The sequence below is a fragment of the uncultured Pseudoteredinibacter sp. genome (assembly GCF_947502065.1).
In the GTDB taxonomy this organism is placed as follows: Bacteria; Pseudomonadota; Gammaproteobacteria; order Pseudomonadales; family Cellvibrionaceae; genus Pseudoteredinibacter.
The window spans coordinates 408,645-431,513 of the sequence record NZ_CANMYE010000003.1 but is presented as its reverse complement, the minus strand read 5'-3'; the positions used below and the strand labels follow the sequence as shown (position 1 = coordinate 431,513).

16 protein-coding genes and 1 pseudogene are annotated in these 22,869 nt (G+C 45.8%); 14 read left to right on the top strand and 3 right to left on the bottom strand.

Annotated elements, in window-relative coordinates; genetic code table 11:
* Window positions 1–183 precede the first annotated feature (183 nt).
* From ccoG to Q1A41_RS11465, 5 genes and pseudogenes are all read left to right on the top strand, one after another.
* Window positions 184–1,617, top strand: coding sequence for a cytochrome c oxidase accessory protein CcoG (gene ccoG / locus Q1A41_RS11485; protein ID WP_299978824.1), 1,434 nt, complete (start codon window positions 184–186; stop codon window positions 1,615–1,617).
* Window positions 1,618–1,832: 215 nt separating this feature from the next.
* Window positions 1,833–2,348 carry a FixH family protein gene (locus Q1A41_RS11480; protein WP_299774849.1) on the top strand — a complete coding sequence of 172 codons (516 nt, stop codon included), beginning with the start codon at window positions 1,833–1,835 and terminating at the stop codon, window positions 2,346–2,348.
* The gene (locus Q1A41_RS11475; protein ID WP_299978821.1) at window positions 2,345–4,729 is read left to right on the top strand and encodes a heavy metal translocating P-type ATPase; all 2,385 of its coding nucleotides are present in this window, start codon (window positions 2,345–2,347) and stop codon (window positions 4,727–4,729) included. Before Q1A41_RS11480 ends, Q1A41_RS11475 begins: the two co-directional genes overlap by 4 nt.
* Before the next feature lie 25 nt (window positions 4,730–4,754).
* Window positions 4,755–4,955 (top strand): cbb3-type cytochrome oxidase assembly protein CcoS, encoded by a 201-nt coding sequence (ccoS, locus tag Q1A41_RS11470; RefSeq protein ID WP_299978818.1) that lies wholly within the window; start codon window positions 4,755–4,757, stop codon window positions 4,953–4,955.
* Window positions 4,956–4,973: 18 nt separating this feature from the next.
* A pseudogene (locus Q1A41_RS11465) lies at window positions 4,974–5,603 on the top strand (sulfite exporter TauE/SafE family protein); the annotation flags it as partial.
* Here the strand turns inward: Q1A41_RS11465 and Q1A41_RS20385 are convergent.
* The gene (locus tag Q1A41_RS20385) at window positions 5,596–5,793 is read right to left on the bottom strand and encodes a pentapeptide repeat-containing protein (protein ID WP_363322376.1); all 198 of its coding nucleotides are present in this window, start codon (window positions 5,791–5,793) and stop codon (window positions 5,596–5,598) included. The pseudogene Q1A41_RS11465 and the gene Q1A41_RS20385 sit on opposite strands and share 8 nt — an antisense overlap.
* Window positions 5,794–5,858: 65 nt before the next feature.
* On the bottom strand, window positions 5,859–6,920 hold the full coding sequence (locus tag Q1A41_RS11460) for an AraC family transcriptional regulator (RefSeq protein WP_299978813.1): 1,062 nt from the start codon (window positions 6,918–6,920) through the stop codon (window positions 5,859–5,861).
* 170 nt (window positions 6,921–7,090) lie between these two features.
* On the opposite strand from Q1A41_RS11460, the gene Q1A41_RS11455 reads away from it, so the two are divergent.
* The 8 genes from Q1A41_RS11455 (at window position 7,091) to pcaF (ending at window position 20,299) form a co-directional block, all read left to right on the top strand.
* Window positions 7,091–8,884 (top strand): amidohydrolase, encoded by a 1,794-nt coding sequence (locus Q1A41_RS11455; protein ID WP_299978810.1) that lies wholly within the window; start codon window positions 7,091–7,093, stop codon window positions 8,882–8,884.
* Between the two features lie 152 nt (window positions 8,885–9,036).
* Window positions 9,037–11,277 (top strand): TonB-dependent receptor, encoded by a 2,241-nt coding sequence (locus Q1A41_RS11450; RefSeq protein WP_299978808.1) that lies wholly within the window; start codon window positions 9,037–9,039, stop codon window positions 11,275–11,277.
* Between the two features lie 587 nt (window positions 11,278–11,864).
* A complete protein-coding gene (locus Q1A41_RS11445; RefSeq protein ID WP_299978805.1) occupies window positions 11,865–13,445 on the top strand; it encodes a PAS domain-containing methyl-accepting chemotaxis protein in 1,581 nt (526 codons plus the stop codon).
* A gap of 276 nt (window positions 13,446–13,721) precedes the next feature.
* On the top strand, window positions 13,722–16,169 hold the full coding sequence (locus Q1A41_RS11440) for a TonB-dependent receptor (RefSeq protein ID WP_299978800.1): 2,448 nt from the start codon (window positions 13,722–13,724) through the stop codon (window positions 16,167–16,169).
* A gap of 255 nt (window positions 16,170–16,424) precedes the next feature.
* Window positions 16,425–17,381, top strand: coding sequence for a helix-turn-helix domain-containing protein (locus Q1A41_RS11435; RefSeq protein ID WP_299978797.1), 957 nt, complete (start codon window positions 16,425–16,427; stop codon window positions 17,379–17,381).
* A gap of 421 nt (window positions 17,382–17,802) precedes the next feature.
* Window positions 17,803–18,594, top strand: coding sequence for a 2-(1,2-epoxy-1,2-dihydrophenyl)acetyl-CoA isomerase PaaG (gene paaG, locus Q1A41_RS11430; protein WP_299978794.1), 792 nt, complete (start codon window positions 17,803–17,805; stop codon window positions 18,592–18,594).
* Window position 18,595: 1 nt separating this feature from the next.
* Window positions 18,596–19,066: a hydroxyphenylacetyl-CoA thioesterase PaaI gene (paaI, locus tag Q1A41_RS11425; RefSeq protein ID WP_299978792.1), complete on the top strand. Its 471-nt coding sequence runs from the start codon at window positions 18,596–18,598 to the stop codon at window positions 19,064–19,066.
* 30 nt (window positions 19,067–19,096) lie between these two features.
* Window positions 19,097–20,299, top strand: a complete 1,203-nt coding sequence (gene pcaF / locus Q1A41_RS11420) for a 3-oxoadipyl-CoA thiolase (protein WP_299978789.1) — start codon at window positions 19,097–19,099, stop codon at window positions 20,297–20,299.
* Window positions 20,300–20,359: 60 nt separating this feature from the next.
* On the opposite strand, the gene Q1A41_RS11415 is transcribed toward pcaF, so the two are convergent.
* Entirely contained in the window at window positions 20,360–21,487 is a 1,128-nt protein-coding gene (locus Q1A41_RS11415; protein WP_299978786.1) for a sterol desaturase family protein, read from the bottom strand.
* A gap of 363 nt (window positions 21,488–21,850) precedes the next feature.
* Between Q1A41_RS11415 and paaA the strand changes: the two genes are divergently transcribed.
* Window positions 21,851–22,816 carry a 1,2-phenylacetyl-CoA epoxidase subunit PaaA gene (gene paaA / locus Q1A41_RS11410; protein WP_299978783.1) on the top strand — a complete coding sequence of 322 codons (966 nt, stop codon included), beginning with the start codon at window positions 21,851–21,853 and terminating at the stop codon, window positions 22,814–22,816.
* Window positions 22,817–22,869 lie beyond the last annotated feature (53 nt).

Genomic DNA, 22,869 nt, shown 5'->3' with positions numbered 1-22,869 from the left:
TTAGTGTAAGGCGTTATTAAAACCATAATTTTTAAAGGGCTAAAGCCCAACCTAGATTGCTCGTCCGGGCGATCAACTAAAAAGAACCGCTAAAGCGGCACGAGCGATTGATGGAAGCATGTAAAGCATGTGAATAGCCGTGATACCCAGACAAATACTGGGAAAACCTGAAGAGGTCTCGTTGTGACTGATAAGATTCCTACCACGGAAGTGGAAAGCAAGCCCAAAAAGCAATATATCGACTTATATGAAGCGGGCTCCAACAAAATTTATACCCGAAAAGTAAAAGGCTTTTACCAACGCTTGCGACGTTATACCGGTATACCGCTGCTGCTGGGCTTTATGTTGTTGCCTTGGTTTAACATTGAAGGGCGACAAGCCGTATTGTTTGACCTGCCGGAGCGCAAATTCCACATTCTATGGACAACCTTCTGGCCCCAAGACTTTATGCTGCTGGCCTGGTTGTTAATTATTGCTGCATTTACCTTATTTACCGTCACCGTACTAGTTGGACGAGTGTGGTGTGGATTTACCTGTCCACAAACTGTTTGGACACTAATGTTCATCTGGGCGGAAGATAAATGCGAAGGTGATCGTAATGCTCGAATTAAACTTGATAAGGCCCCATGGAGCTTTACCAAGTTTCGTAAAAAAGCCGCCAAGCATGGCTTGTGGTTCTTAATCTCATTTATTACCGGTCTGACATTTATTGGGTATTTTTACGGAGTAAAAGACTTAACCGTAGATTTATTTACTTTTAATGCGCATCCAGCCGGTGCCTTTTGGGTCTTCTTCTTTGCCGCAGCGACTTATGGCAATGCAGGGTTTTTACGCGAGCAGGTGTGTAAATACATGTGCCCATATGCTCGCTTTCAGTCTGTTATGTATGATCGCGACACCATGCTGGTTACCTATGATGAGGCTCGCGGTGAATCGCGCGGTAAGCGTAAAGCGCGTGAAGATTACAAAGCCAAAGGCTTAGGTGACTGTATTGACTGCGGCTGGTGTGTGCAGGTCTGCCCAGTAGATATCGATATTCGCGATGGCTTGCAGTATGAGTGTATTGACTGTGGTTTATGTGCGGACGCCTGTGACAGCGTCATGGATCGAATGAAGTACCCGCGTGGTTTGATTCGATTTACAACGCAAGATGCCATGGAGACTGGCGAGACTCATGTACTTCGCCCACGATTCATTGGCTATGTAATAGCCGTGTGTTTAATGATCGGCTTATTTGCTTATACCGTTGGCACTCGTACTCCATTAGGAGTAGATGTTATCCGGGATCGTGGCGCCAAACTGTTCCGCGAAACGCCTGAATACATCGAGAACGTCTATATGGTTAAGATTAACAATATGGGCCGTGGTGAAAGTTATTTCAGTGTGGACGTTCAGGCTGACGAGACGGGTGAGTCACCAAGCGACTACCGCATGAAGAAGAAATATCGCGCCTACTTGGAAGAGGGTGAGATTTTCTCCTTACCAGTGAGTGTGAGAATCGATCGAGACAAACTGAATTCCACCAAATCGACCATTTATTTCGTGGTTGAAGCTGAAGACGATGAAACCGTGCACGCCATTCAAAAGGCTAGCTTTATCGGACCGGCACCGAAGTAATTGCCACCAAGAGTAGCTTGATGTAAGCAAAAGGCAGCCTATTGGCTGCCTTTTTATTTGGGCTTTAGGGTTCTTAACAGGTAAAGAACCTGCATCTACTTGATCCAGATACAGCACTTTCAAGGGGCTTAGTTTATAATGCCCCGGATTAAAGGGCCCTGTAAAAAGCCCTTAGTTTCTAGCCAGTTATAAGTTTTAGCGAATAGGATGCTGATATGCCTGCGCCCATTGAAGATACCGTACCTTGGTACAAGCAGTTTTACCCTTGGTTACTCATTGCCTTACCAGGCTCTGTTGTTATTGCCTGCGCCTATACCATTTACTTGGCAGTTAACGCTGATGACTCAGTGGTCAGTGATAACTATTACAAAGATGGCTTAATGATCAATCAGCGTTTAGAGCAGGATGAGCGAGCTAAAGAGTTAGGCTTGGCCGCTCAGGTTGAATTTGATCTTGAAGTTGGCGATATTTTGATGGATGTAACAGGTCTGGTGAATGACCCTGAGCAGCTACAGCTAGAGATTATTCACCCGACCAACCATGAATATGACCGCATTGTGCTTATGCATCAGCTGCAAGGAAATCGCTATCGTGGTGATTTAGAGCATCAGCTTACTTTCCGTCAGTATCTTCGCCTGTCTCCGGTAGGTGATATCAATGAAGTGGAATGGCGCCTCAATGGTGACATTAACTTCAAAGACAGCAAGATCGCCAAGATGGGTGGCCAGTGAGTCAAGCAGCCGAAGAGCGCTGTTTTCACTGTCAGTTAGAAATCCCAGCCGGCGCTGATTTCCCAGTAGAAATTGAAGGTGTCTCTCAGCCCATGTGTTGCGTGGGCTGTCAGGCTGTGGCCAGTGCTATTGTGAATGGCGGGCTAACTCAGTTTTACCAGTATCGCAGCGAAAGCGCTGATCGTCCTGACGAAGACTCCCAACACAGTTGGACCGTTTATGATCTGCCTGAAGTCCAACAGGACTTCGTATTACAGTTGGACGGCAGTGAAAGACAGGCGCAATTACTGCTAGGTGGAATTACTTGCGCGGCCTGTGTTTGGTTAATCGAGCAGCATGTTCAACGTTTGCCTCAAGTGAGCAAGGTTCGGGTTAATGCCAGTACCCATCGCTGTTGGATAAGTTACGATGAGTCTGAAGGCTCACTTAGTGAGATTTTTTCCAGCCTAAGCGATATTGGCTTTAGGCCACAGCCGGCGACTGATGAAAACCAAAATCGCCTACTCGATGATGAAAACCGCAAGGCTTTACGTCGCTTAAGCATTGCCGGCCTAGGCATGATGCAGGTCGGCATGGTAGCAATTGCGTTGTATGGCGGTGAGCTATTCGGCATAAGTGATCAATGGCAGGGCTATTTACGTTTTATCAGCTTTCTTTTTGCAACGCCGGTAGTCTTCTACAGTGCCGTGCCTTTTTATCAAGCAGCATGGCGCGCTATTAAAACTCGCCATCTGGTTATGGATGTGCCGGTTTCCATTGCCATTATCCTAGCGTATTCAGCTAGTGTGTGGGCCACGATAAGCAGCGGCCCTGATGTCTATTTCGATTCTGTTTCGATGTTTACCTTCCTGCTCTTGATTGGCCGCTATCTAGAAATGCGGGCAAGGCATAGAGCCGGCTTTGCCGCGGGTAATTTAGCGCAGTTGTTACCACCTACCGCGCATCGCTGCGATAGCGATAAAAATGTAGAGACAGTACCCTTAAAATTAATCAATGCTGGCGACACTGTAATGGTGATGTCGGGGGAAACGATTCCCTGTGATGGTCATGTATTGGAAGGGCGTAGCCAAGTTGATGAATCCTTGTTAACGGGTGAATCAATGGCGGTGGCGAAAACTGTTGGCCAAAATGTTGCGGCAGGCACAGTCAATGGCGAAAGCCCGCTTTGGATTAAAGTTACAGCCCTCGGAAATAACACGCGCTTATCTTCTATTTCGCGTTTAGTGGCCCAAGCGGAGCAGGAAAAGCCCGCCCAGGTGGCGATAGCCGATAGAGTGGCAGCCTATTTTGTTGCGGCAGTTTTGATTATCGCGGCCGCTGTGTTTTTATTCTGGTGGCAATATAAACCAGAAGATGCGCTTTGGATCACCTTGTCGGTATTGGTGGTTACCTGTCCTTGTGCATTGTCATTGGCTACACCGGTGGCGCTAACGGCGGCGACTAATCGCCTGCGTCGACAAGGCTTATTGATTGTAAAAGGTCATGTGATTGAAACGCTGACTAAGCTTTCCAGAGTGGTTTTTGATAAAACCGGAACCTTAACCGAAGGACAGCCAACGGTTGCCAAGGTGATATGCCATCAAAACGACCTAAGTGAAGAAAAGGTTCTTTCCTTGGCGGCAGCACTTGAACGAGGTAATAGCCATCCGATTGCCAAGGCGTTTCGTGGTTTTGAGCAGCAACTGGAAATAGAGAATATTCAATCCCATACCGGAGCGGGTGTAAGTGGCTTGTGGCAGGGTAAAGAGCTTCGACTGGGCCGCGCCGCATTTGTGTTGGCGGACAACCCTATTGATACGCAAGCTATTGTGTTGGCTGTCAATGGTGAGCTTACTGCGGAGATATTTTTACAAGATCCACTACGTGAGAGTGCAGAGCCTGCTATTTCGCAGTTACGTGACAAGCAAGTACAGATAGAACTCTTATCTGGCGATGCCACTGCGACGGTATGTCACATTGCCGAGCAATTAAATATCGGCGAAGCTAGCGCCTTGGTTTCCCCTGAGCAGAAACTTTCGAAGGTTCGATCGTATCAGGAGCAGGGCGAAACGGTAATGATGGTTGGGGATGGTATTAACGACGTGCCGGTACTTTCAGGTGCCGATGTTTCTGTCGCTATGTCTGGCGCCAGTGATATTGCACAGACCCATGCCGATAGCTTGTTATTAAGTGGTGATCTTCGAGCATTGCCAAAAGCGATAGACAGTAGCTTTTTTGCCCGAAAAATTATTTCCCAAAATATGGCTTGGGCAATTGGCTATAATGTCTGTGCATTACCTTTGGCAGCTGCGGGCTTGGTGCCTCCATATGCGGCGGCTATTGGAATGTCGGCCAGCTCGTTAATTGTGGTGCTTAATGCACTGCGTTTAAACAAGCTATGAGTCAGCCTTAACGCTGAGGTGCAAAATGGACAGCTTATATATTTTAATCCCCATCGCCATCGTCTTTGTAATTGTCGCTGCCAAGGTATTTTTTTGGGCAGTTGATAATCATCAGTTTGACGACTTGGATACCGAAGGGCAGCGCATTTTATTTGATGAAGAACAGCCTGCCCCAAAACAAGAGAAGCGCCAGGCTGAAAGTAGCGAAAGCAGCAACCCAGATTAATGACAGAAAAGTTGAAGTATGGCGGATATTGTTTCTCTTTGGCCGGTTTTTCTAACCACGTTTAGTGTAGGCCTATTAGGTAGCGGCCACTGTTTAGGAATGTGTGGCGGAATCGCCTCGGCTTTGGGCTTTGCTATAGGCCCTGAGAAGCGAGTCAAGCGTTACGGCATTCTGCTGAGTTATAACCTTGGACGCATAAGTAGTTACGCCTTGTTGGGGCTACTTGCTGGTACCATCGGCAACCAAATAGGGGCGAACTCTGTACTGCGCATTATTGCAGGGCTTTTATTGATTGCTATGGGGCTCTACCTCGCTAATTGGTGGCGCGGTTTGAGTTATCTCGAGCGAGTTGGGTCTTATCTATGGCGATATATTCAACCTTTAACGAAGCCCCTGTTGCCCGTCAATAATTCTGGCCAAGCAGTATTGCTTGGTCTGGCTTGGGGCTTTCTCCCCTGTGGCATGGTTTACAGTGCTCTGGCTTATTCTGTTGCGCAAGGTAGTTCCTATGGTGGTGCTATTGCGATGTTGGGTTTTGGCCTAGGAACACTTCCGGCGGTGTTAGCAAGTGGATGGGCCGCAGAAAGCTTTAAGTCTTTGTTTCAAAATATTGCCGTTCGGCGTTTCTTCGCGCTGAGTATTATTGCTTTTGGTGTTTGGACGCTTTGGATGCCCCTATCTCATTCTGGGCATGGTGCACATGCAGGACATGGTTCAAGTCATCAAGGTATGAAGCATGAAGGCATGAACCACGAAGGCATGAACCACGAAGGCATGAACCACGAAGGCATGAACCACGAAGGTATGAACCACGAAGGCCTGAATAACAAAGCCTCAACTGATGACTCAGGGGAAAAACAGTAATTGCTTTGCTTAGATTTCGTCGCTGCAGGGTTTGATAGATTAAAAGGCCGGCGAACCTCTACCGTTACTGAGTAACTCTTCTCTATGTTTAGTTGGGGATTGTCCATCCCACCAGCTTCGGTGCCAAGACGTGAAGGCGCTATTGTCTGAAAACCCTAAAAGTAGTGCCACGTCTAATATAGACAGGCTACTATCTTTTAAGTATTGCTCACAAAGCTCCTTTCTTAAAGTGTTTAGAACCGCTCTAAAGTTTGTTTGTTCCTGCTCAAGTTTGCGCTGCAATGTTCTGCGATTAACTGTCAGTGCAAGAGCGACACTTTCAATATTCGCTTCTCCTTTGGGGAGTAGTCGGTAGAGGTGGTGGCGAATAGTGGCTGTTGTGGAGCTTTGAGAATTAAGTTTATCTAAAAAGTTGCAGGCTTGTTGATTAAGCGCTTCAAAAATTTCGATGTTGGCTTGTGGTGATGGACGCTTTACATCTTCGCTGCGCACATAGATGCGATTGTGCGGGCAAGAAAACTCGACTTCGCAATCAAAAAGCTGATGATGCTCTTTGCTACTAGCTGGTGCTTCGTAGCTGAGTTCTACTTTTTTGACAAGGCCCTGCATGGAAGTGCTCAAGGCGGTAAAATGGACCCAGCCAGAAAAGATAGCGTCTACTAAATAACGCTGCTCGGAATATTCTTTCTTGATTGCACTCCAAGTATAGACCGTCATATCGCCTTCTTCGTGCATATCGGTGTCACCCGCATCGAAAACGATTCTCTTGAATTTGATCATTAACTGACTGGCTTCTAAAACGCTCGCACTGCATTGGCTCAAGTACCCCAAAAGGCCAAAGGAGCCAGCTTTAATATGCTGTCCAACATAGAGGCCTATATCTGGATTTCCAGATAATTTTGCACCCAGCTCTAATAGTTGCACAGCTTTGTCCATTGGAATGCGGCCATTCGGCTCGGCAATTAAATCTGTTGAGATATCTAAGGTTTCAAGCAGGGAGGCTCTTTCAAGGCCTAATGAAACCGCAGTATCTAAGACGGCTCTGAAATAGGCGTTGGAGCAACTGTAATTGTGCTGGGGCACTGGCTTATTAAATGTCATTGCCCACCAATTGTTGTGTCATGTTTGATAAAGAGCTAAAGCAAAAAATCTATAGAATTCGAAAGTCATAGTAGCGGTAAACACGCAAGCTTTTCACTATGCCTCTACTGCCTAAATTAAGGGCAAAAAGACATCAAAATATTAGTGGGACTTATTTAGTGATATTTATAATGCAAATACTAAATTCTAATAAAGTAACAGCTACCTTAACGGCGCTTGGCATCATAGCAGTTAGCATACTGTTGTCTCAAGATTGGCAAGATGAAGCGGCAAAGGATCTTGCGGACCAGATTTATACTAATGCAGAAGTAGTAACCATCAATCCATCGCAAGCTGAAGCCCAAGCCGTGGCGGTAAAGAACGGAAGAATCATAGCCGTTGGCAGTAATAAAGAGATTGCTCGATTTAAAGGGGCTTCGACTGAGCAGTACGATTTATCGGGTTATACTTTAATGCCAGGCTTTATTGAGCCTCACACCCACCCAATAGCGTCGGCTATATTGACTGAGCCAAAATACGAACGCTTCAGTCGGCGATTTTTAACGCCTTTGATTGACTTGAGTGGGTTCAGTCATCCAAACCCAGAAAGCTTGTTTCGGCGTTTAAAACTAGCCGTTGAAGCGGCCGAGCCTGGAGAGTGGGTGCTGGCCTTTGGTCTTGATCCATTATTGACCAAAGACTTAATTCCACCTGATCGCCACAAATTAGATGAAATAGCGCCCAATAACCCTGTTTTTATTCTATCTCAGGTTATGCATACAGCTTATGTTAATAGCTTGGCCTTGGAAAAGTCAGGCTTGACTAAAAGCACTGTCGACCCAAGTGGCGGGCACTTCGAACGTGAGGTCGATGGTAATCTTTCCGGAATTCTTCACGAGTCAGCGATCGCCACTATTAAGTATCAAGATGAGGCTGGCCTGATAGACAAGCTTTCACAGGCTTGGGCCGCTCGCACAGCTTTAATTGATCAATATCAAACGTTTGCAGATGCCGGATACACCACCATAGGCGTTCCGGGTCCGGTTGCCATGTTTGAAGGCTATCTAGATCTATTGGAGCACGTTGCGAGCCGAGAGAGCAGCCCGCTGCGCAGCTATGTTTATCCGATGGTAGATGAAATGCCCAAGACTGACTATACGCCAGGATACCAGAACGGGCGCTTTCACGTTTTGGGGGTTAAAATTTATCTTGATGGCTCACCTTGGACGGGAGCAATGGCGACAGCAGAACCTTATTTGGAAAACAGTTTTACCCAAGACATTATTAAAATGAAAAAGGGAAATCGTGGGCTGTTAAAGGAAACTCGTCGCTCTTTGCAGCAGAAGGTAAGGGATGCTCACGAAGCTGGTTGGCAGATTGCCATTCACAGTCATGGAGAAAGAGCTCACGCTGAGGCTTTAGATGCGCTAGAAAATGCGCAAAAACAATTCGGCAAGAAAGCACTGCGACATCGCCTAGAGCACCTGGGTTTGATTCGTTACGAGGACTTAAAGCGGGCTGCGGAATTAGGCGCTACTCCAAGCTTTTTCATCGATCATGTCTATTACTTTGGCGAGGCTGTAAAAAATTTATTGCTAGGCCCCGAAAGGGCAGAGCGCTTTATGCCACTTCGTTGGGCAACAGAGTTGCATGATCGGGTGAGTATTCATACCGATAATCCCGCAACCCCTATAGATCCTATGAGAGCGCTAAAAACATCGGTTAGGCGTGTACCCAGATTTTCTAATGAAAGTATGAGCGCTTCTCAAAAAATGTCTATCGAAGATGCTTTAGAGGCGATAACTATCGATGCAGCCTGGCAAATGCATGCCGAAAAAGACATTGGAAGTATTGAGGTTTCTAAACGAGCGGACTTTACATTGTTATCCGCTAATCCTAAAACAACAGCGCCAGAAAATTGGCATAAAATTAAAGTTCTAGGGACTTGGCTGGAGGGTGAGCAGGTTTCTGGTTCATCACTTTGATTGATAATTAAGCTGTTTTGAAAAGACGTCACTAATTCGCAAATATGCTGTCACCGAAGAACAATGAAGCTTATCTAGCTTGAACTATTATTGCGCGCCGGAATTCGGCCTTAGATAACAACAATAGCAATTTGAACTAGAGAGCGACAAACATGCGAAGTGAATTTTTACCCAAGCAATTGGCTCAAGCCATTGCGTTGACTGCTTTATCAAGCGGTATAGCCATCGCACAAGAGAGTAGTTTTGCCTTAGAGGAGGTGGTTGTAACCGCCCAGAAGCGCAGCGAAAATATTCAAGATGTACCCATTTCTATTTCGGCGGTTAGTGGCGCTAAGATTGCAGAGGCCGGCATTAAAGATATGGATGATTTGGCAGCCTATGTGCCAAACCTTGATATCAGTACGGGGAACAATACCCAGATTAGGATGCGTGGTTTAGGATCGGGTTTGAACAAAGGCTTCGAACAATCTGTCGGTATGTACATCGATGGCGTATATCATGGTAGGGATCGCTCTTATCGTGGCAGTTTATTAGATTTAGAGCGGGTAGAAGTCTTACGTGGCCCTCAAGGTATCTTATTTGGCAAGAATACAATTGCAGGCGCGATCAACATCGCTACAGCTAAACCGAGCAGTGATTTTTCTGGCGAGCTTGGATTTTCGCTTGGTTCGGATGAGCTGCGTAAGGCCCATGCTGTTATTAACGGTTCACTAAGTGATACTGTTTACGGCCGTGTTGCGCTTATGGGTAGTAGCCAAGATGCTCAAATTGATAATAGCCTAGCGGCGCCAGGTGGTGTCGAGACTGATGATCGCATGATTCGTGCATCACTATTATGGGACGCGAATGAAGATCTAGAGGTTAGTTTAAAGTTAGAGCAAGGACGTTTTGAACGTGCAGGCACTACCTATCAGGTTACCGACAGCGGTGTTTATACCGACGCCTACTTCGCACAGTTCGCTCCATCATTTGAAAGCAATTTTGATGAGCTAACTCATATCGATAATACTCTAGGTGAGCAAAGCGAAAACACAGAGAGTGATAATCTAACCTTAAGTGCGGTATATAGTCTTGGTAACCACAGCTTAACATCGACTACCGCTTATATTGGCTTTGAAAGCCAGGATGGTTTAGATACCGACTTCTCACCCGTACCTTTGTTGTTTAATGAGACCAGTCAAGACTTTAGTCAATTCAGTCAGGAAATTCGCTTGGCCTCAGAAGGCGGTGAGTTATTGGACTACATCATTGGTTTTTACTACCAAAATAGCAATCTGAAATATCGCGATCTTGGACGCTACAATTTGCAGCCTATTGCGGTGCCAGCTCGGGCGGGCAGCATAAAGACCTTTGATCAAGACAGTGAAAGCTTTGCGGTATTCTCTGAGGCCACCTGGAATGTCAGTGAGGCATTCTCTGTGACAGCGGGCTTGCGATACGCAAGTGAAACCAAAGAAGCCGACTCTGAACTGAGTATAATAGAATTTAATGGCCAGGCAGCGTCGCCAGCGACAGCGGGTTTAATGCAGGCATTTGGGTATTTTGCTCACCAGCAAGACGCTAAGCGACGTGAATCAAATATTACCCCCTTGATTAAATTCTCATATTTTCTGACTGATGATGTGATGTTTTATGGTACCGCTTCTACAGGTTTTAAAAGCGGTGGTTTTAATACGGAGGTGCTGAACCCTGCGACCTCGCCATTGGAGTTTGACAATGAGAAGTCTAAGGCCGTGGAGTTTGGTTTAAAAAGCACGTTGCTAGATGGCGCTGCGCAATTCAACCTTGCTATCTTTAGAACCGAGTTTGAAGACTTGCAAGTGTCAGGTTATGACGGCCTAGCATTTATTGTGGGTAATGCCGCCGAGGCTACCTCTCAAGGTATTGAGATGGATGGGATGTGGCGAATTAATGAAAACCTGACCATTGGCGGAAGTTATGCCTATTTGGATTCTAGCTACGGAAGTTATGCCAATGCACCTTGTACCTTTGTACAAAAAACTCAAAGCCAAGGCGTGTGTGAACAAGATTTGAGCGGACAAACTCTGCACTATGCGCCTGAAAGCACAGCCAATCTTAATATCAGCTATGAGTTTGATCTTAATGAAGACTATTCATTGGAGCTGGCAGCCGACGCCAATTACAGTGATGACTTCCTCTTACAAACCGATTTAGATCCAGAAGATAGCCAAGAAGCTTTCACTAAGTTTAATGCGCGAATTGTATTGCGAAATACCGCAAGCGATTGGGAGTTGTCGCTGCTGGGTAAAAACTTGAGTAATGAGTACACCGCTAATAATGGCGTTGATATTCCTTTATTGGAAGGCGGCACTCATATTAAGAACACTCTACCGCTTCGATCTCTTGCTTTGCAGTTCCTGTCCAGGTTCTAGAGCAATTGTTGTATCGCTCGGCCCTCGTGGTCGAGCGCTTTTTACCCTCAGCGAACTATATCCAATTACTTAAGGGCAATTGGACTAAACACTTTCCTGCGCTCACACTTATCAAGCTTGTCTATTTTTTAGGTGGCCGTGTGATTTCATTAGCCTTCGCGCTGCTGCCAACTCATCGTATTCATCCAAAGACTAAGTAGTACTTTTTGACTAATTGATCGAATGATGATCGATCAACAATTTAGGCAAAAATGCTTATTTTTAATAAGGGTTTTTAAGCATATCTTGGGGTGCAAATTTGGCGTGTAATTCCTTATATAAAAATGATTCATATGAGTGCTTGTCTCGGCCTTAGCTTTTCTGTGGTTATATAAGGTGTTGATTTTAAAGGAAAATAATTCCCTCTATATTGTCAATTTGAACTATTTTGGTGCGCTTAAAAAATAATCAAAAAAACTCTGCTAATTTAAATAAAGAAGTTTTTTTTCTGCCGATAGAAGGAATACGAGGGTACGTAAGAAGGCGGGCACTGAAGCCCTGAAAAAATGAATCCGTTGCTATTGAAGTGATTAGGAAATAACAGCGCCATGAGAAAAAATTTACCAATTAATGACAATGAAATTGTTCTAAATGAGTCATCGAATATTTTGTCGACGACGGATTTTCAGGGCAAGATCAGATATGTAAACGATGATTTTATTAAAATCAGCGGCTTTGAAGAAGAAGAGCTTATTGGTGAGGATCACAATATTGTTCGCCATCCCGAGATGCCACCCGCCGCGTTCGCAGGGCTTTGGTCTAGCCTCAAGGATAATAGGTCTTGGAAGGGTATCGTTAAAAATCGCTGCAAGGACGGCAGTTACTATTGGGTAGATGCTTACGCAATTCCGATTGTTAACGGCGATGATATTGAATATCAGTCTGTACGACAAAAAGCTAAGCCTGAGGTGATTGCCCGCGCTAAGGACAGCTATGCCAAGATCAACAATGGTGGTTCTTTACCCTTTTATCTATCCACAAGGTCAAAAAACTTAGCTACCTTGGGTTTGATCAGCTTGCTGTGTGCAGGTATAGCTGGGGTATTTTTTCCAATCTCCATAGTGCAAGCGTTGATGTTAGCTGTTGTAACTATGTTGTGCTTTTCCGCAGGTTTATATGTCTGCAACAAGCCTATCATTAATGCGATTGAGGAATGTAAAGCTGTCTCTGAAGATGAGCTTGCTCGTTATATCTATACTGGAAGGCAGGATGATGCCGGGGCGATATCATTTGCTTTGCAAATGTTACGCTCGGAAGCTTCAGGCCTAATTGGAAGGATGCAGGCTACCTCTAAAGACTTTCAGAAGAAATCGAGTTATGTAAGTGACTTGCTAAAGCAGAGCAAGGATGAGACTCGTAAGCAGTTTTCCGAAACAGATTCAGTAGCGACGGCAGCAAATCAAATGAGCGCTAGCATTCAGGAGGTTGCAAGCAATGCTCAGTTAGCAGCAGATTCAGCCATGGACGCTAGAGAATCAGCTCTGTCTGGTAAGTCGGTAGTGGAAGATACTCAGTCGCTTATTGAATCGTTTAAAAATGAAATGGAAAGTGTCTCCAGTTCTTTAAATAAAGTGGAGCAAGACGGAAATAATATCAGTTCAATATTGGATGTTATTAAGAACGTTGCTGAGCAAACCAATTTACTGGCTTTAAATGCCGCCATTGAAGCGGCTAGAGCCGGTGAAATGGGGCGTGGTTTTGCCGTGGTTGCTGAAGAAGTGCGTACCTTAGCCAATCGAACGCAGGATTCAACGGCTCAAATCGAATCGATGATTGTTGCTTTGCAAAGCAGTACAAAAGAGTCGGTTAATATGATGGGGCAAGGTATAGCGCAGGCTAGCGAGTGTATGGAAAAAGGAATGCAGGCTGTGCAGTCCCTAGAAGCCATTGAAAAATCTATTAATAATATTAACGGCATGAATCAACAAATATCGTCAGCTGTAGAGCAGCAATCAAATGTTTCCGATGATATTAGTCGCAGCGTAACTCACATTCGGGATATTTCAGAAACCAATTTGAAAGCTGCCGAGACATCCGACAATGAAAGTAAAGAGATCGACCAATCGGCCAGGGGTTTGCATTATCTTTCGGAATTTTTCTGGGAGCGTAATCGTCGCCTAAGTCGTTAAAATATGAAATTGCAGGGGTATGGTTTCCGGTGCCATACCCTTGCCACACTTATGGATGGGCATACCGATATACAAATCGAATATATCCTGATGCTTTAGTTTGGTTTTTTGATGGCCTTCCTCTGTTTTTTTAATCCTTCCTGATTACGTTTTAATTCCCTTCTTACACGTCAAATATTCTTACATAATGCGCCCAATGGAATTGCATCTATACTAAAGCGACTCACTGATCTCGGGGCTTGGCAGTGTGAAATGAAAATTTCTGTGGGATTAAAAATGCTTAAAAAATATATTGGTTTAGGGCTTTTCGCCAGCGTCACTTTTCAAGTCTCATATGCAAGCGATATTCTGGAAGAAGTTATTGTATCTGCTCAGAAGCGCGAGCAATCCCTTCAAGATGTGCCGGTTTCCGTATTGGCTTTAAATAGCGCTAAGCTTGATGTTCTCGGTATATCCGACATGGTATCTCTTTCGTCTTATGTGCCCAACCTGACTATTGGCGAAGGTGTTGTCCATACTAATATCTTTATGCGGGGTGTCGGCTCCGGAAACAATCAAGCCTTTGAGCAATCAGTGGGTATGTATATTGATTCGGTTTACATGGGGCGAGGACGGCAATATCGAGCTCCCCTGTTTGATATCGAGAGGGTCGAGGTGCTTCGCGGACCACAGGGTACCTTGTTTGGTAAAAACACGATTGCCGGTGCAGTTAATATCATTACCGCTTCGGCTGATTACGGCGAAGAGTTTAATGGAAAGCTATCGCTCAGCTATGAAGACCCAAAAGGTTATGGTGGAGACTTAATTCTTAGCGGAGCTTTATCTGATGACCTATCCATGAGATTCGCAGCTAGGGTTAAGCAAAGTGACGGTTTCATTGAAAACAAATTTTTGAATCGGGATGAGCCTGCAACTGAAGAAACCTATATTCGCTGGACGACAAATTGGAAAGTGAGTGATGAGATAGAGGCTCAGTTTAAATACAGCTACGCAGATTTTTCTAGGGTAGGGGCTAAAGGCTATATCTATGAATATTTAAGCCCTAAAGATTTGCCTGTAAAGTTTCCAAATTCCAATGGCTTTGCGCTGACCGCCTACGGTGTAGTCAATGTGTTTTTCCCTGAATTGGCATCCTTTGCTGAAGAAGAATTTACCGCCTATCGAGATTCTGGTTTGGGCAACGACAAGAGCAGTTTGTCTCTTGGTAATAAGCCAGATGGCAGCGAAAATAATATTCATAATGCACAACTCAAATTCAGTTACGACGGGGTGCAGCATCAACTCGTTTCGATTAGCGCTTTTTCAGCCTATGACTACTTAGATGGAATGGATGCGGACTGGCTTCCTTTTACTTTTATTAATCGCGATGACGATCAAGATTTTCAGCAGTTTTCCCAAGAGTTTCGTCTCTTAAGTAAAAATGATGGCCCGCTTAATTATCTTGTCGGGGCCTACTTCGAAAAACAAAAATTGGAATACCAGCGCCATATTGGTGTTGATTTTACCTTAGGTGGTTTTTATCAACCCTTAACCGGCAGCCCCAATCGTTCATTGATGACCGATATTACCGCAGGAGCTTACAGTCCTGACATTACCGCGAGAAATACGGATTATCGTTTAGATACTCAGGCTTGGGCTTTTTTCACTCAACTTAGCTGGCAACTTGCTGAACAGTGGTTGCTCAATATTGGTTTGAGATATACCAATGAGGACAAAGATGTTCGTGCCATTACTTTTTTAAATGACAGCATAGATGGCTTAAATACACCAAGCAGTAATCCTGTCGGTGCGGCAATTCAAGGGACTTTCTTTGACGGCTGGGCAAGGAACTTTAATGAATCAAGATCTACTGATAAGTGGTTGCCCTCGATGCAGCTGCAGTGGCAAGTAAGCGATCAGGATATGTTGTATTTATCGGCATCTGAAGGCTTCAAAAGCGGTGGTTTTAGTGCTTCCGATAATGGTAGACCAGCTGACGCCGGTGCTGATAATTGCGTAAGCGTTTGTACTGTGCCAAATGATGATTTTGAGTTTGACGATGAAGAGGTGCTTGCTTTGGAGTTTGGTGGTAAACACGAATTAATGGACGGTCGTCTCAGAGCCAATTGGGCCTTGTTCAGAAGCCAGTATGAGAATCAGCAAGTCTCTGTTTTCAAGGGGCTCTCATTTGCCGTAAGTAATGCCGCCGAGTCGACCATCCAAGGTCTAGAATTGGATTTGGCTTGGCAAATAAATGCAGCTTGGAGAATGGATTTTTCGATAGCCTTACTTGATGCTCAATATGACAGCTTTGTTGATGCCCCGTGTACAGCCTTGCAAATTGATCGTGTCGGCGCCGCCTGTGGTTTGAATGGTGAAAACGATCAGTCTGGTCAAACGACGAATTATGCCCCTGATCAATCTGCCAGCTTAAGTCTGAATTATCAAAACCAATTAAGCCCCGAATGGGAGCTTTTCTGGACAGCCAATATAAATTATTCCGCTGAATATTCCTTAGATGGCGATAATGATCCGGTCGACATCCAAGATAGCTACAGCAAAGTAAACAGTAGGGTGAGCTTAAAAGGGCTGCGCAATGGTTGGGAGTTAAGTTTGTATGGGCACAACCTAACAGATGAGGAAGTTGCGATGTTTAAGTTTGATGTGCCTATCTTGGGGGGAACGCATGGCCATACTCCTGAGCCAGGCCGCACAATTGGCCTGCAAGGCGCCTATCATTTTTAGTTTGGCATAGCTTTGGCAGATTATTTAAGTTCTAGTCGAGCGCTCCTTATCGGGCTGCCCAACAGGCAGTGCTGGCCTGTTGGCTGATTAAATTTTGGCTCGACTTTGGTCACTTTACAGGTAAAGTGACTAGACCCGAAGGCGTCATTCTGACAGTATTAACGCTATATAATAAAAGTTTCACAATGCTGAAGCTTATAATAGCTCGCGGATCAGCCATGTCTGAGCCGGCGAGCTCTAGCGTGAGAAAGCCCTATGTCCACACATATCGAAACCCTAGAAAGCTTCGATAGCTTCCAAAATCATGTCAGCACAACCTTTTGCGATATGAGCTGTGTGCCGGTTGAGCAAAGCAGTGCGAATGGCTTTCAAAGTAGAATTCAAGCCCGTGAAATGAGTAAGCTGGGTGTTGTGGATATCACCAGCAGCGCTATAAATGTATTCCGCCGCAAAGCCCATATGTCCACCATTGACAGTCCTCAGTACCTGGTAAAATTCCAATCATCTGGAGAGGGTTTGGTAAGGCAGCGTGGACAAGAAGCCCACCTTCGCCCCGGCGACTTTGTGCTGTGCAGTAATACAGAACCCTACGAGTTACATTTCCCTGACCACTATCGTCAAATCGTGTTAGCGGTTCCACAGGACGCGCTTCGCCAAGCGGTGCGTGAGCCTGATAGCTTTCTAGGGCAGCGTATGGCAGCTAATGTGGGGGCTAATGGCTTGCTCAGCCAGATGGTACACAGCATGGGGCCCATGCTTGATAATATGGACCCGTTACTGGCCTCTAAGTTAGAAAACAATGTCTTCGATCTGTTGGCGACGGCTTTAGAGCATGGTCAAACCAATCCTCGTCTCGATAATGATGGCGTTAAAACTGAGCACCTATTTCGAATTAAGGCCTTTATCCGCAAGCATCTTGGGGATTCCCGCTTGTGTCCTGATTGGATAGCTAAGGCCCATGATATCAGTACACGCTATCTGCACATGCTCTTCAATGATGAAAACACCTCTGTATCGCGTTATATCCAGCGTGAAAGGGTAGAAGCCTGTAAGAGCTGTCTTGATGACCCAGCAATGGATATCTACACCATTACTGAGATTGCCTTTCGCTGGGGCTTCAATGATGCATCCCACTTCAATAGGGTGTTCAAATCCAGTTTCGACTTAACGCCTAGGCAGTATCGCCAACGACATCAATTGAAAAACGGCTAAGATAGCTGTTTCCCTATTCCTTGTAGCTTGTCTGCCCAAAGTGATACGCAAAAAATAATATCTCTATCATTTTTGTATCTTTATGTGTAATCTAAGTGTCTAGGGCCTGTTAACACTAATTCGGCCATCACTGTTAGAGCTAAAATCGCCTTAATCAAGGTGCGAGGCGCGTGGTTTGGTCGCTCCAAATAAGCAACGAGCAATACCGAGTAAGGCGATTTTAGCCTAACCCTTCGGGCCGACTTATTTCATCGCTCGGCTGTGTTAGTGCTCGCTATAGTGGAATGACCACAATACGCTCACCCCGCCTTGCCGAATCGAAGAAATAAGTTCGGCAGTGACGGCCGCATTAGTGTTAACAGGCCCTAGCTAATTTGGCCGCCCTGTGGCTGTCTTGTCAGAAGAATAATGAGGAGTGAGCATGAGCTTTGAAACCATTGAATTCTCCATCAATGATGGTGTTGCGGTTCTAAAACTGAATCGTCCCGATAACCTAAATAGCTTCAATACCCAAATGCATGAAGAGGTGCGCCAAGCCATAACTGAGGTGCGTACCGGTGGTGAGGCTCGCTGCTTATTGATTACAGCTAACGGCCGTGGCTTTTGTGCGGGTCAAGATCTAGGCGATCGTTCTGTTTCGGCCGATGGCCAGATGCCTGATCTTGGCGATTCGGTAGAGAAAAACTACAACCCTCTTATTCGCTCAATACACAACCTAGAAATGCCGGTAGTTTGTGCAGTTAATGGCGTTGCCGCCGGTGCAGGTGCAAGCATTGCACTGGCCTGCGATATCGTTTTGGCAGGCAAGAGCGCAAGCTTTATTCAAGCCTTCTGCAAGATTGGCTTGATTCCAGATTCCGGTGGTACTTGGGCGTTGCCACGTTTGGTGGGCTTGGCGCGAGCAAAAGGCTTAGCGTTATTAGGTGACAAACTATCGGCTGAGCAAGCTGAAAAATGGGGTTTAATCTGGGAGTGTGTGGAAGATGATGCTCTTATGGAAAAAGCCATGGGCTTAGCTACCCATTTCGCTAGCCAACCGACTAAGGGTTTGGCGATGACCAAGCGCGCCTTGCGTGAATCTACCTCTAACAGTTTGCATGAGCAGCTAGAGTTAGAAAAAGAATATATGCGTATTGGCGGACGTACCGAAGATTACAAAGAAGGCGTAGCGGCTTTTAAAGAAAAGCGTAAGCCAGAATTCAAAGGTTGTTAGTATGGCTGATCAATATTCTGCAGCAGATGTAGCAGCAATGAGCCCTGATGAATTAGCTTGGGCATCAGCCAAAACATTGTTTGATCGCGAGCCTGCCGCACAAGATATGGGAATAGAAATTATTACCATGTCAGCGGGTAAGGCGGAGCTAAAAATGACCGTGCAGCATCGTATGCTAAATGGTCATGCAACTTGCCATGGTGGTTATTTGTTTGCGCTGGCCGATACCGCCTTTGCTTACGCCTGCAATAGCCGTAATCAAAATACTGTAGCCGCAGGTTGTTCAATTGAGTATTTGGCTCCTGGGCGTGAAGGCGATGTACTGCGAGCCGTAGCTGAAGAGCGCTCTCTAGCAGGGCGTACGGGCTGCTACGATATTTCTGTGTTTAATCAAGACGAAACGTTGCTAGCTCTGTTTCGTGGCAAATCATACAAAATTCGCGGCGCCGTTATTGAAGGCAGCGAAGACTGATAAAAGCAATAGCTCTAGTTTGAGGATATTATGAAAGACGCATTTATTTGTGACGCGATTCGAACCCCAATTGGCCGCTATGGCGGCAGCCTTTCCAAAGTTCGCACTGATGATTTGGGTGCGGTGCCGATGCAGGCCTTAATGGAAAGAAACCCGTCCGTTGATTGGACCCAGTTGGACGAAGTATTTTACGGCTGTGCCAACCAGGCTGGTGAAGACAACCGAAATGTTGCTCGCATGTCAGCCTTATTGGCAGGTTTGCCGATTGAAGCTCCAGGCTCAACCATCAATCGCCTGTGTGGCTCCGGAATGGATGCTGTCGGTATGGCGGCTCGTAGTATCAAGGCCGGTGAAGCTGATTTGATCGTTGCCGGTGGCGTCGAATCTATGTCACGTGCGCCCATGGTAATGGGTAAGGCCGAAACCGCCTTTAGCCGTAACGCTGAAATTTTTGATACCACTATCGGTTGGCGTTTTGTTAATAAGCAGATGAAATCTCAGTACGGCATCGACTCAATGCCGGAAACTGCGGAAAACGTGGCGGAAGATTTTAAGGTCAGCCGTGAAGATCAGGATAAGATGGCTCTGGCGAGTCAGACAAAAGCTGCTGCAGCGCAGCGCGAAGGTCGCTTTGATGATGAAATCGTTTCGGTGACCATCCCGCAACGTAAAGGCGATCCCATCGTAGTCGGTAAAGATGAGCATCCGCGTGAAACCAGCATTGAAGCTTTAGCAAAATTACGCGCTCCGTTTCGTGAAGGTGGCAGCGTGACCGCAGGTAATGCCTCGGGTGTAAATGACGGTGCTTGTGCTCTTTTGGTAGCCTCTGAGGACGCCGTAAAACAACATGGCTTGACGCCAAAAGCGAAAGTTATTGCTATGGCGACGGCCGGTGTTGAGCCTCGCATTATGGGTATTGGGCCTGCGCCAGCCTCTAAGAAAGTCTTAGAGAAAGCCGGCTTGAGCATCGATGATATGGATGTGATTGAGCTTAATGAAGCCTTCGCAGCGCAAGGCTTAGCTACCCTGCGTGAGTTGGGTGTTGCTGATGATGATGTGCGTGTGAATCCAAATGGTGGCGCGATTGCTTTGGGTCATCCATTAGGCATGTCCGGTGCTCGCTTGGTTACAACCGCCATGTATCAGTTACATCGTACTGGCGGTCGATATGCGTTGTGCACCATGTGTATTGGTGTGGGGCAGGGGATTGCTTTGATTATTGAGCGCGTTTAATGCGCTAAAGGAGTGCGGAGTAGCTAAGCGCTACTTCGCATTTCAACTGCTGTTCTATAATTAAGGCCAGATCAAATAGAGTCCAGCTAAGCTACTAATTCGCAAAAATTCTCTCAAGTATTTTCTTGGTTTATCCTCAAGAGAGCTTCCTATCCAATAAACATTCACAGCAAACACTCCAGTAGCTATTGAGTTAAATAAAATACTCTGCTTATCGGCAATCGACAAAAATAGCATCAACACCAGTATCAAAATAAAAAACTGGATGGCAAAATACCATTGCAATTGCATTGTCGGTTTAGCATCGAACTTTTGATAGCTCTTGTCTCGCTTTGTCAGTGGATACTCTATAACGACATCACTTGGGCGCCAGCCAGTGGGCATAAACCAGATGAGTAATTTGTCCTTCCAGGAGTTGCAGCGCCAAGCATCTAAGGCGAGCTGGTGGTAAAATACCACATTAGCCCACAGGGGGTTCCAGCTGCGGATGGGGGTGGAAATTCCGTATTCGACGGGTTCTTTGTCGAGTTCCTCTTGGTAAGTGCCAAATAAACGATCCCAGATAATAAATACACCGCCGTAGTTTTTATCCATATAGCAGGCATTGCAACCGTGGTGCACTCGGTGGGCGGAAGGTGTAACGAAAAACTTTTCTAGCCAGCCGAGCTTGGGGATATGTCGGGTATGAATCCAAAATTGATAAAGTAAATCTAGGGTACCCGCAAAAATAAAAACATATAAAGGAATGCCGGCCAGCGCCATAGGTACATAAAACATCCAGCTAAAAACCCAGCTAAAGCTGGTTTGTCGAAATGATGTGGCTAAATTGTAATCTTCGCTTTGATGGTGCACGGAATGCGCGGCCCAGAGGATATTGCGCTCGTGCCCAAGGCGATGGTTCCAGTAATAGCAAAAGTCGTAGGCGATAAAGCCTAATAGCCATGTCCAGATGGATTCGCTAGGCAGCTCCTTAGGGGCGAACTGCAAGAAGAAGCTGTAAATGGCTATGGTGGCAAATTTACTTACCGTGTTACTGCTAATGTTTAATACGCCGGTAGACAGGGTGTTGATGGTGTCTGTTATGCGATACCAGTCTTTTTTGCGAAGTAGGGTGGCGATAATTTCTATCAAAAACAGCAGCATGAATATGGGGATACCCATGGCGAATAGGTCTGGTGCTTGATCCATAAGTCTTATTATCTTTGTTTTGGGCTAGTGTAATAGAGTTCTGCTGACTTAGCGGCAGTTAAAAGCGATAGCTTTTGTGCACTAAAGACCCTTTTCATCCTAAAATTTTGCTGACTAAGACTAGAATTACGGACTTCATTGCAATCTCTTTGCGTGTAAGTGTCTGTTTTATATCGATATATTTGCTTTTGCCTTGAAATGATACAAAAATATTGACTGTGGCCGACAAAAACGTATCATAAACGTATAAAGTAAATTCGACTGGTCTGATTAATGGCCTGCTCTCTAAGGTGTTTGCTTTAGAAGTAGAACAATAATTAGCCAGAGCTAACGCAGTGATAAGCCCCAGGAGGAACGACAATAATGACTCCGCAAGATCAAGTCGTCGACATCGACGCATTAGAAACAGAGTTTCAGGAGCGCATCGACGCTGAAAAGAAGATCGAACCTAAAGATTGGATGCCTGAGGCTTACCGCCGTACGCTCATTCGCCAAATTTCCCAGCATGCCCACTCCGAGGTGGTTGGTCAGTTGCCAGAAGGTAATTGGATCACTCGTGCGCCGTCGCTACGCCGCAAAGCCATTCTACTGGCCAAGGTGCAAGACGAAGCGGGCCATGGCTTGTATCTCTACAGTGCTGCAGAAACCCTAGGGTCTTCTCGTGAGCAAATGGTAGATGATTTGCACGCAGGTAAGGCGAAGTATTCCAGTATCTTTAATTATCCAACCCTAAGTTGGGCGGATATTCCCGCAATTGGCTGGTTGGTTGATGGCGCGGCTATCGTAAACCAAGTTGCCTTGTGCCGTACTTCCTACGGTCCTTATTCACGGGCCATGATTCGTGTTTGTAAGGAAGAGAGCTTCCACGCTCGCCAAGGTTTTGAAGGCATGTTGGCGCTAGCTCGCGGTAACGAAGCCCAAAAGAAAATGTGTCAGGATGCGATCAATCGCTACTGGTGGCCTGCCTTGATGATGTTTGGCCCAAGTGATGCAGATTCACCAAACTCTGCTCAGTCTATGAAGTGGAAGATTAAGCGCTTCTCCAACGATGAGCTTCGTCAGAAGTTTGTTGATCAGACGGTTCCTCAAATCGAGTACTTGGGTATGGAAGTACCTGATGCTGACTGTAAGTGGAACGAAGAACGTGGCCACTATGATATTGGTGAAATGCCTTGGGAAGAATTCTTTGCTGTCATTAAAGGTCATGGCCCTTGCAATCATGAACGTTTGCAGGCTCGCCAAAAGGCTCATGACGAAGGCAACTGGGTGCGTGAAGCAGCCCTTGCTTACCAAAAGAAACAGGCAGATAAAAAACAATCCGTCGCCTAAGGCAGCGCGATTGGCGAATTACAGTTAACGCCAAAATTGGCGACTGAAGGAGA

Coding starts and splice junctions, on each gene's coding strand:
- Q1A41_RS11480 (WP_299774849.1), top strand. CDS start 1,833: ATGCCTGCGCCCATTGAAGATACCGTACCTTGGTACAAGCAGTTTTAC.
- ccoS (WP_299978818.1), top strand. CDS start 4,755: ATGGACAGCTTATATATTTTAATCCCCATCGCCATCGTCTTTGTAATT.
- Q1A41_RS11460 (WP_299978813.1), bottom strand. CDS start 6,920: ATGACATTTAATAAGCCAGTGCCCCAGCACAATTACAGTTGCTCCAAC.
- Q1A41_RS11455 (WP_299978810.1), top strand. CDS start 7,091: ATGCAAATACTAAATTCTAATAAAGTAACAGCTACCTTAACGGCGCTT.
- Q1A41_RS11450 (WP_299978808.1), top strand. CDS start 9,037: ATGCGAAGTGAATTTTTACCCAAGCAATTGGCTCAAGCCATTGCGTTG.
- Q1A41_RS11445 (WP_299978805.1), top strand. CDS start 11,865: ATGAGAAAAAATTTACCAATTAATGACAATGAAATTGTTCTAAATGAG.
- Q1A41_RS11440 (WP_299978800.1), top strand. CDS start 13,722: ATGCTTAAAAAATATATTGGTTTAGGGCTTTTCGCCAGCGTCACTTTT.
- Q1A41_RS11435 (WP_299978797.1), top strand. CDS start 16,425: ATGTCCACACATATCGAAACCCTAGAAAGCTTCGATAGCTTCCAAAAT.
- paaG (WP_299978794.1), top strand. CDS start 17,803: ATGAGCTTTGAAACCATTGAATTCTCCATCAATGATGGTGTTGCGGTT.
- paaI (WP_299978792.1), top strand. CDS start 18,596: ATGGCTGATCAATATTCTGCAGCAGATGTAGCAGCAATGAGCCCTGAT.
- pcaF (WP_299978789.1), top strand. CDS start 19,097: ATGAAAGACGCATTTATTTGTGACGCGATTCGAACCCCAATTGGCCGC.
- Q1A41_RS11415 (WP_299978786.1), bottom strand. CDS start 21,487: ATGGATCAAGCACCAGACCTATTCGCCATGGGTATCCCCATATTCATG.
- paaA (WP_299978783.1), top strand. CDS start 21,851: ATGACTCCGCAAGATCAAGTCGTCGACATCGACGCATTAGAAACAGAG.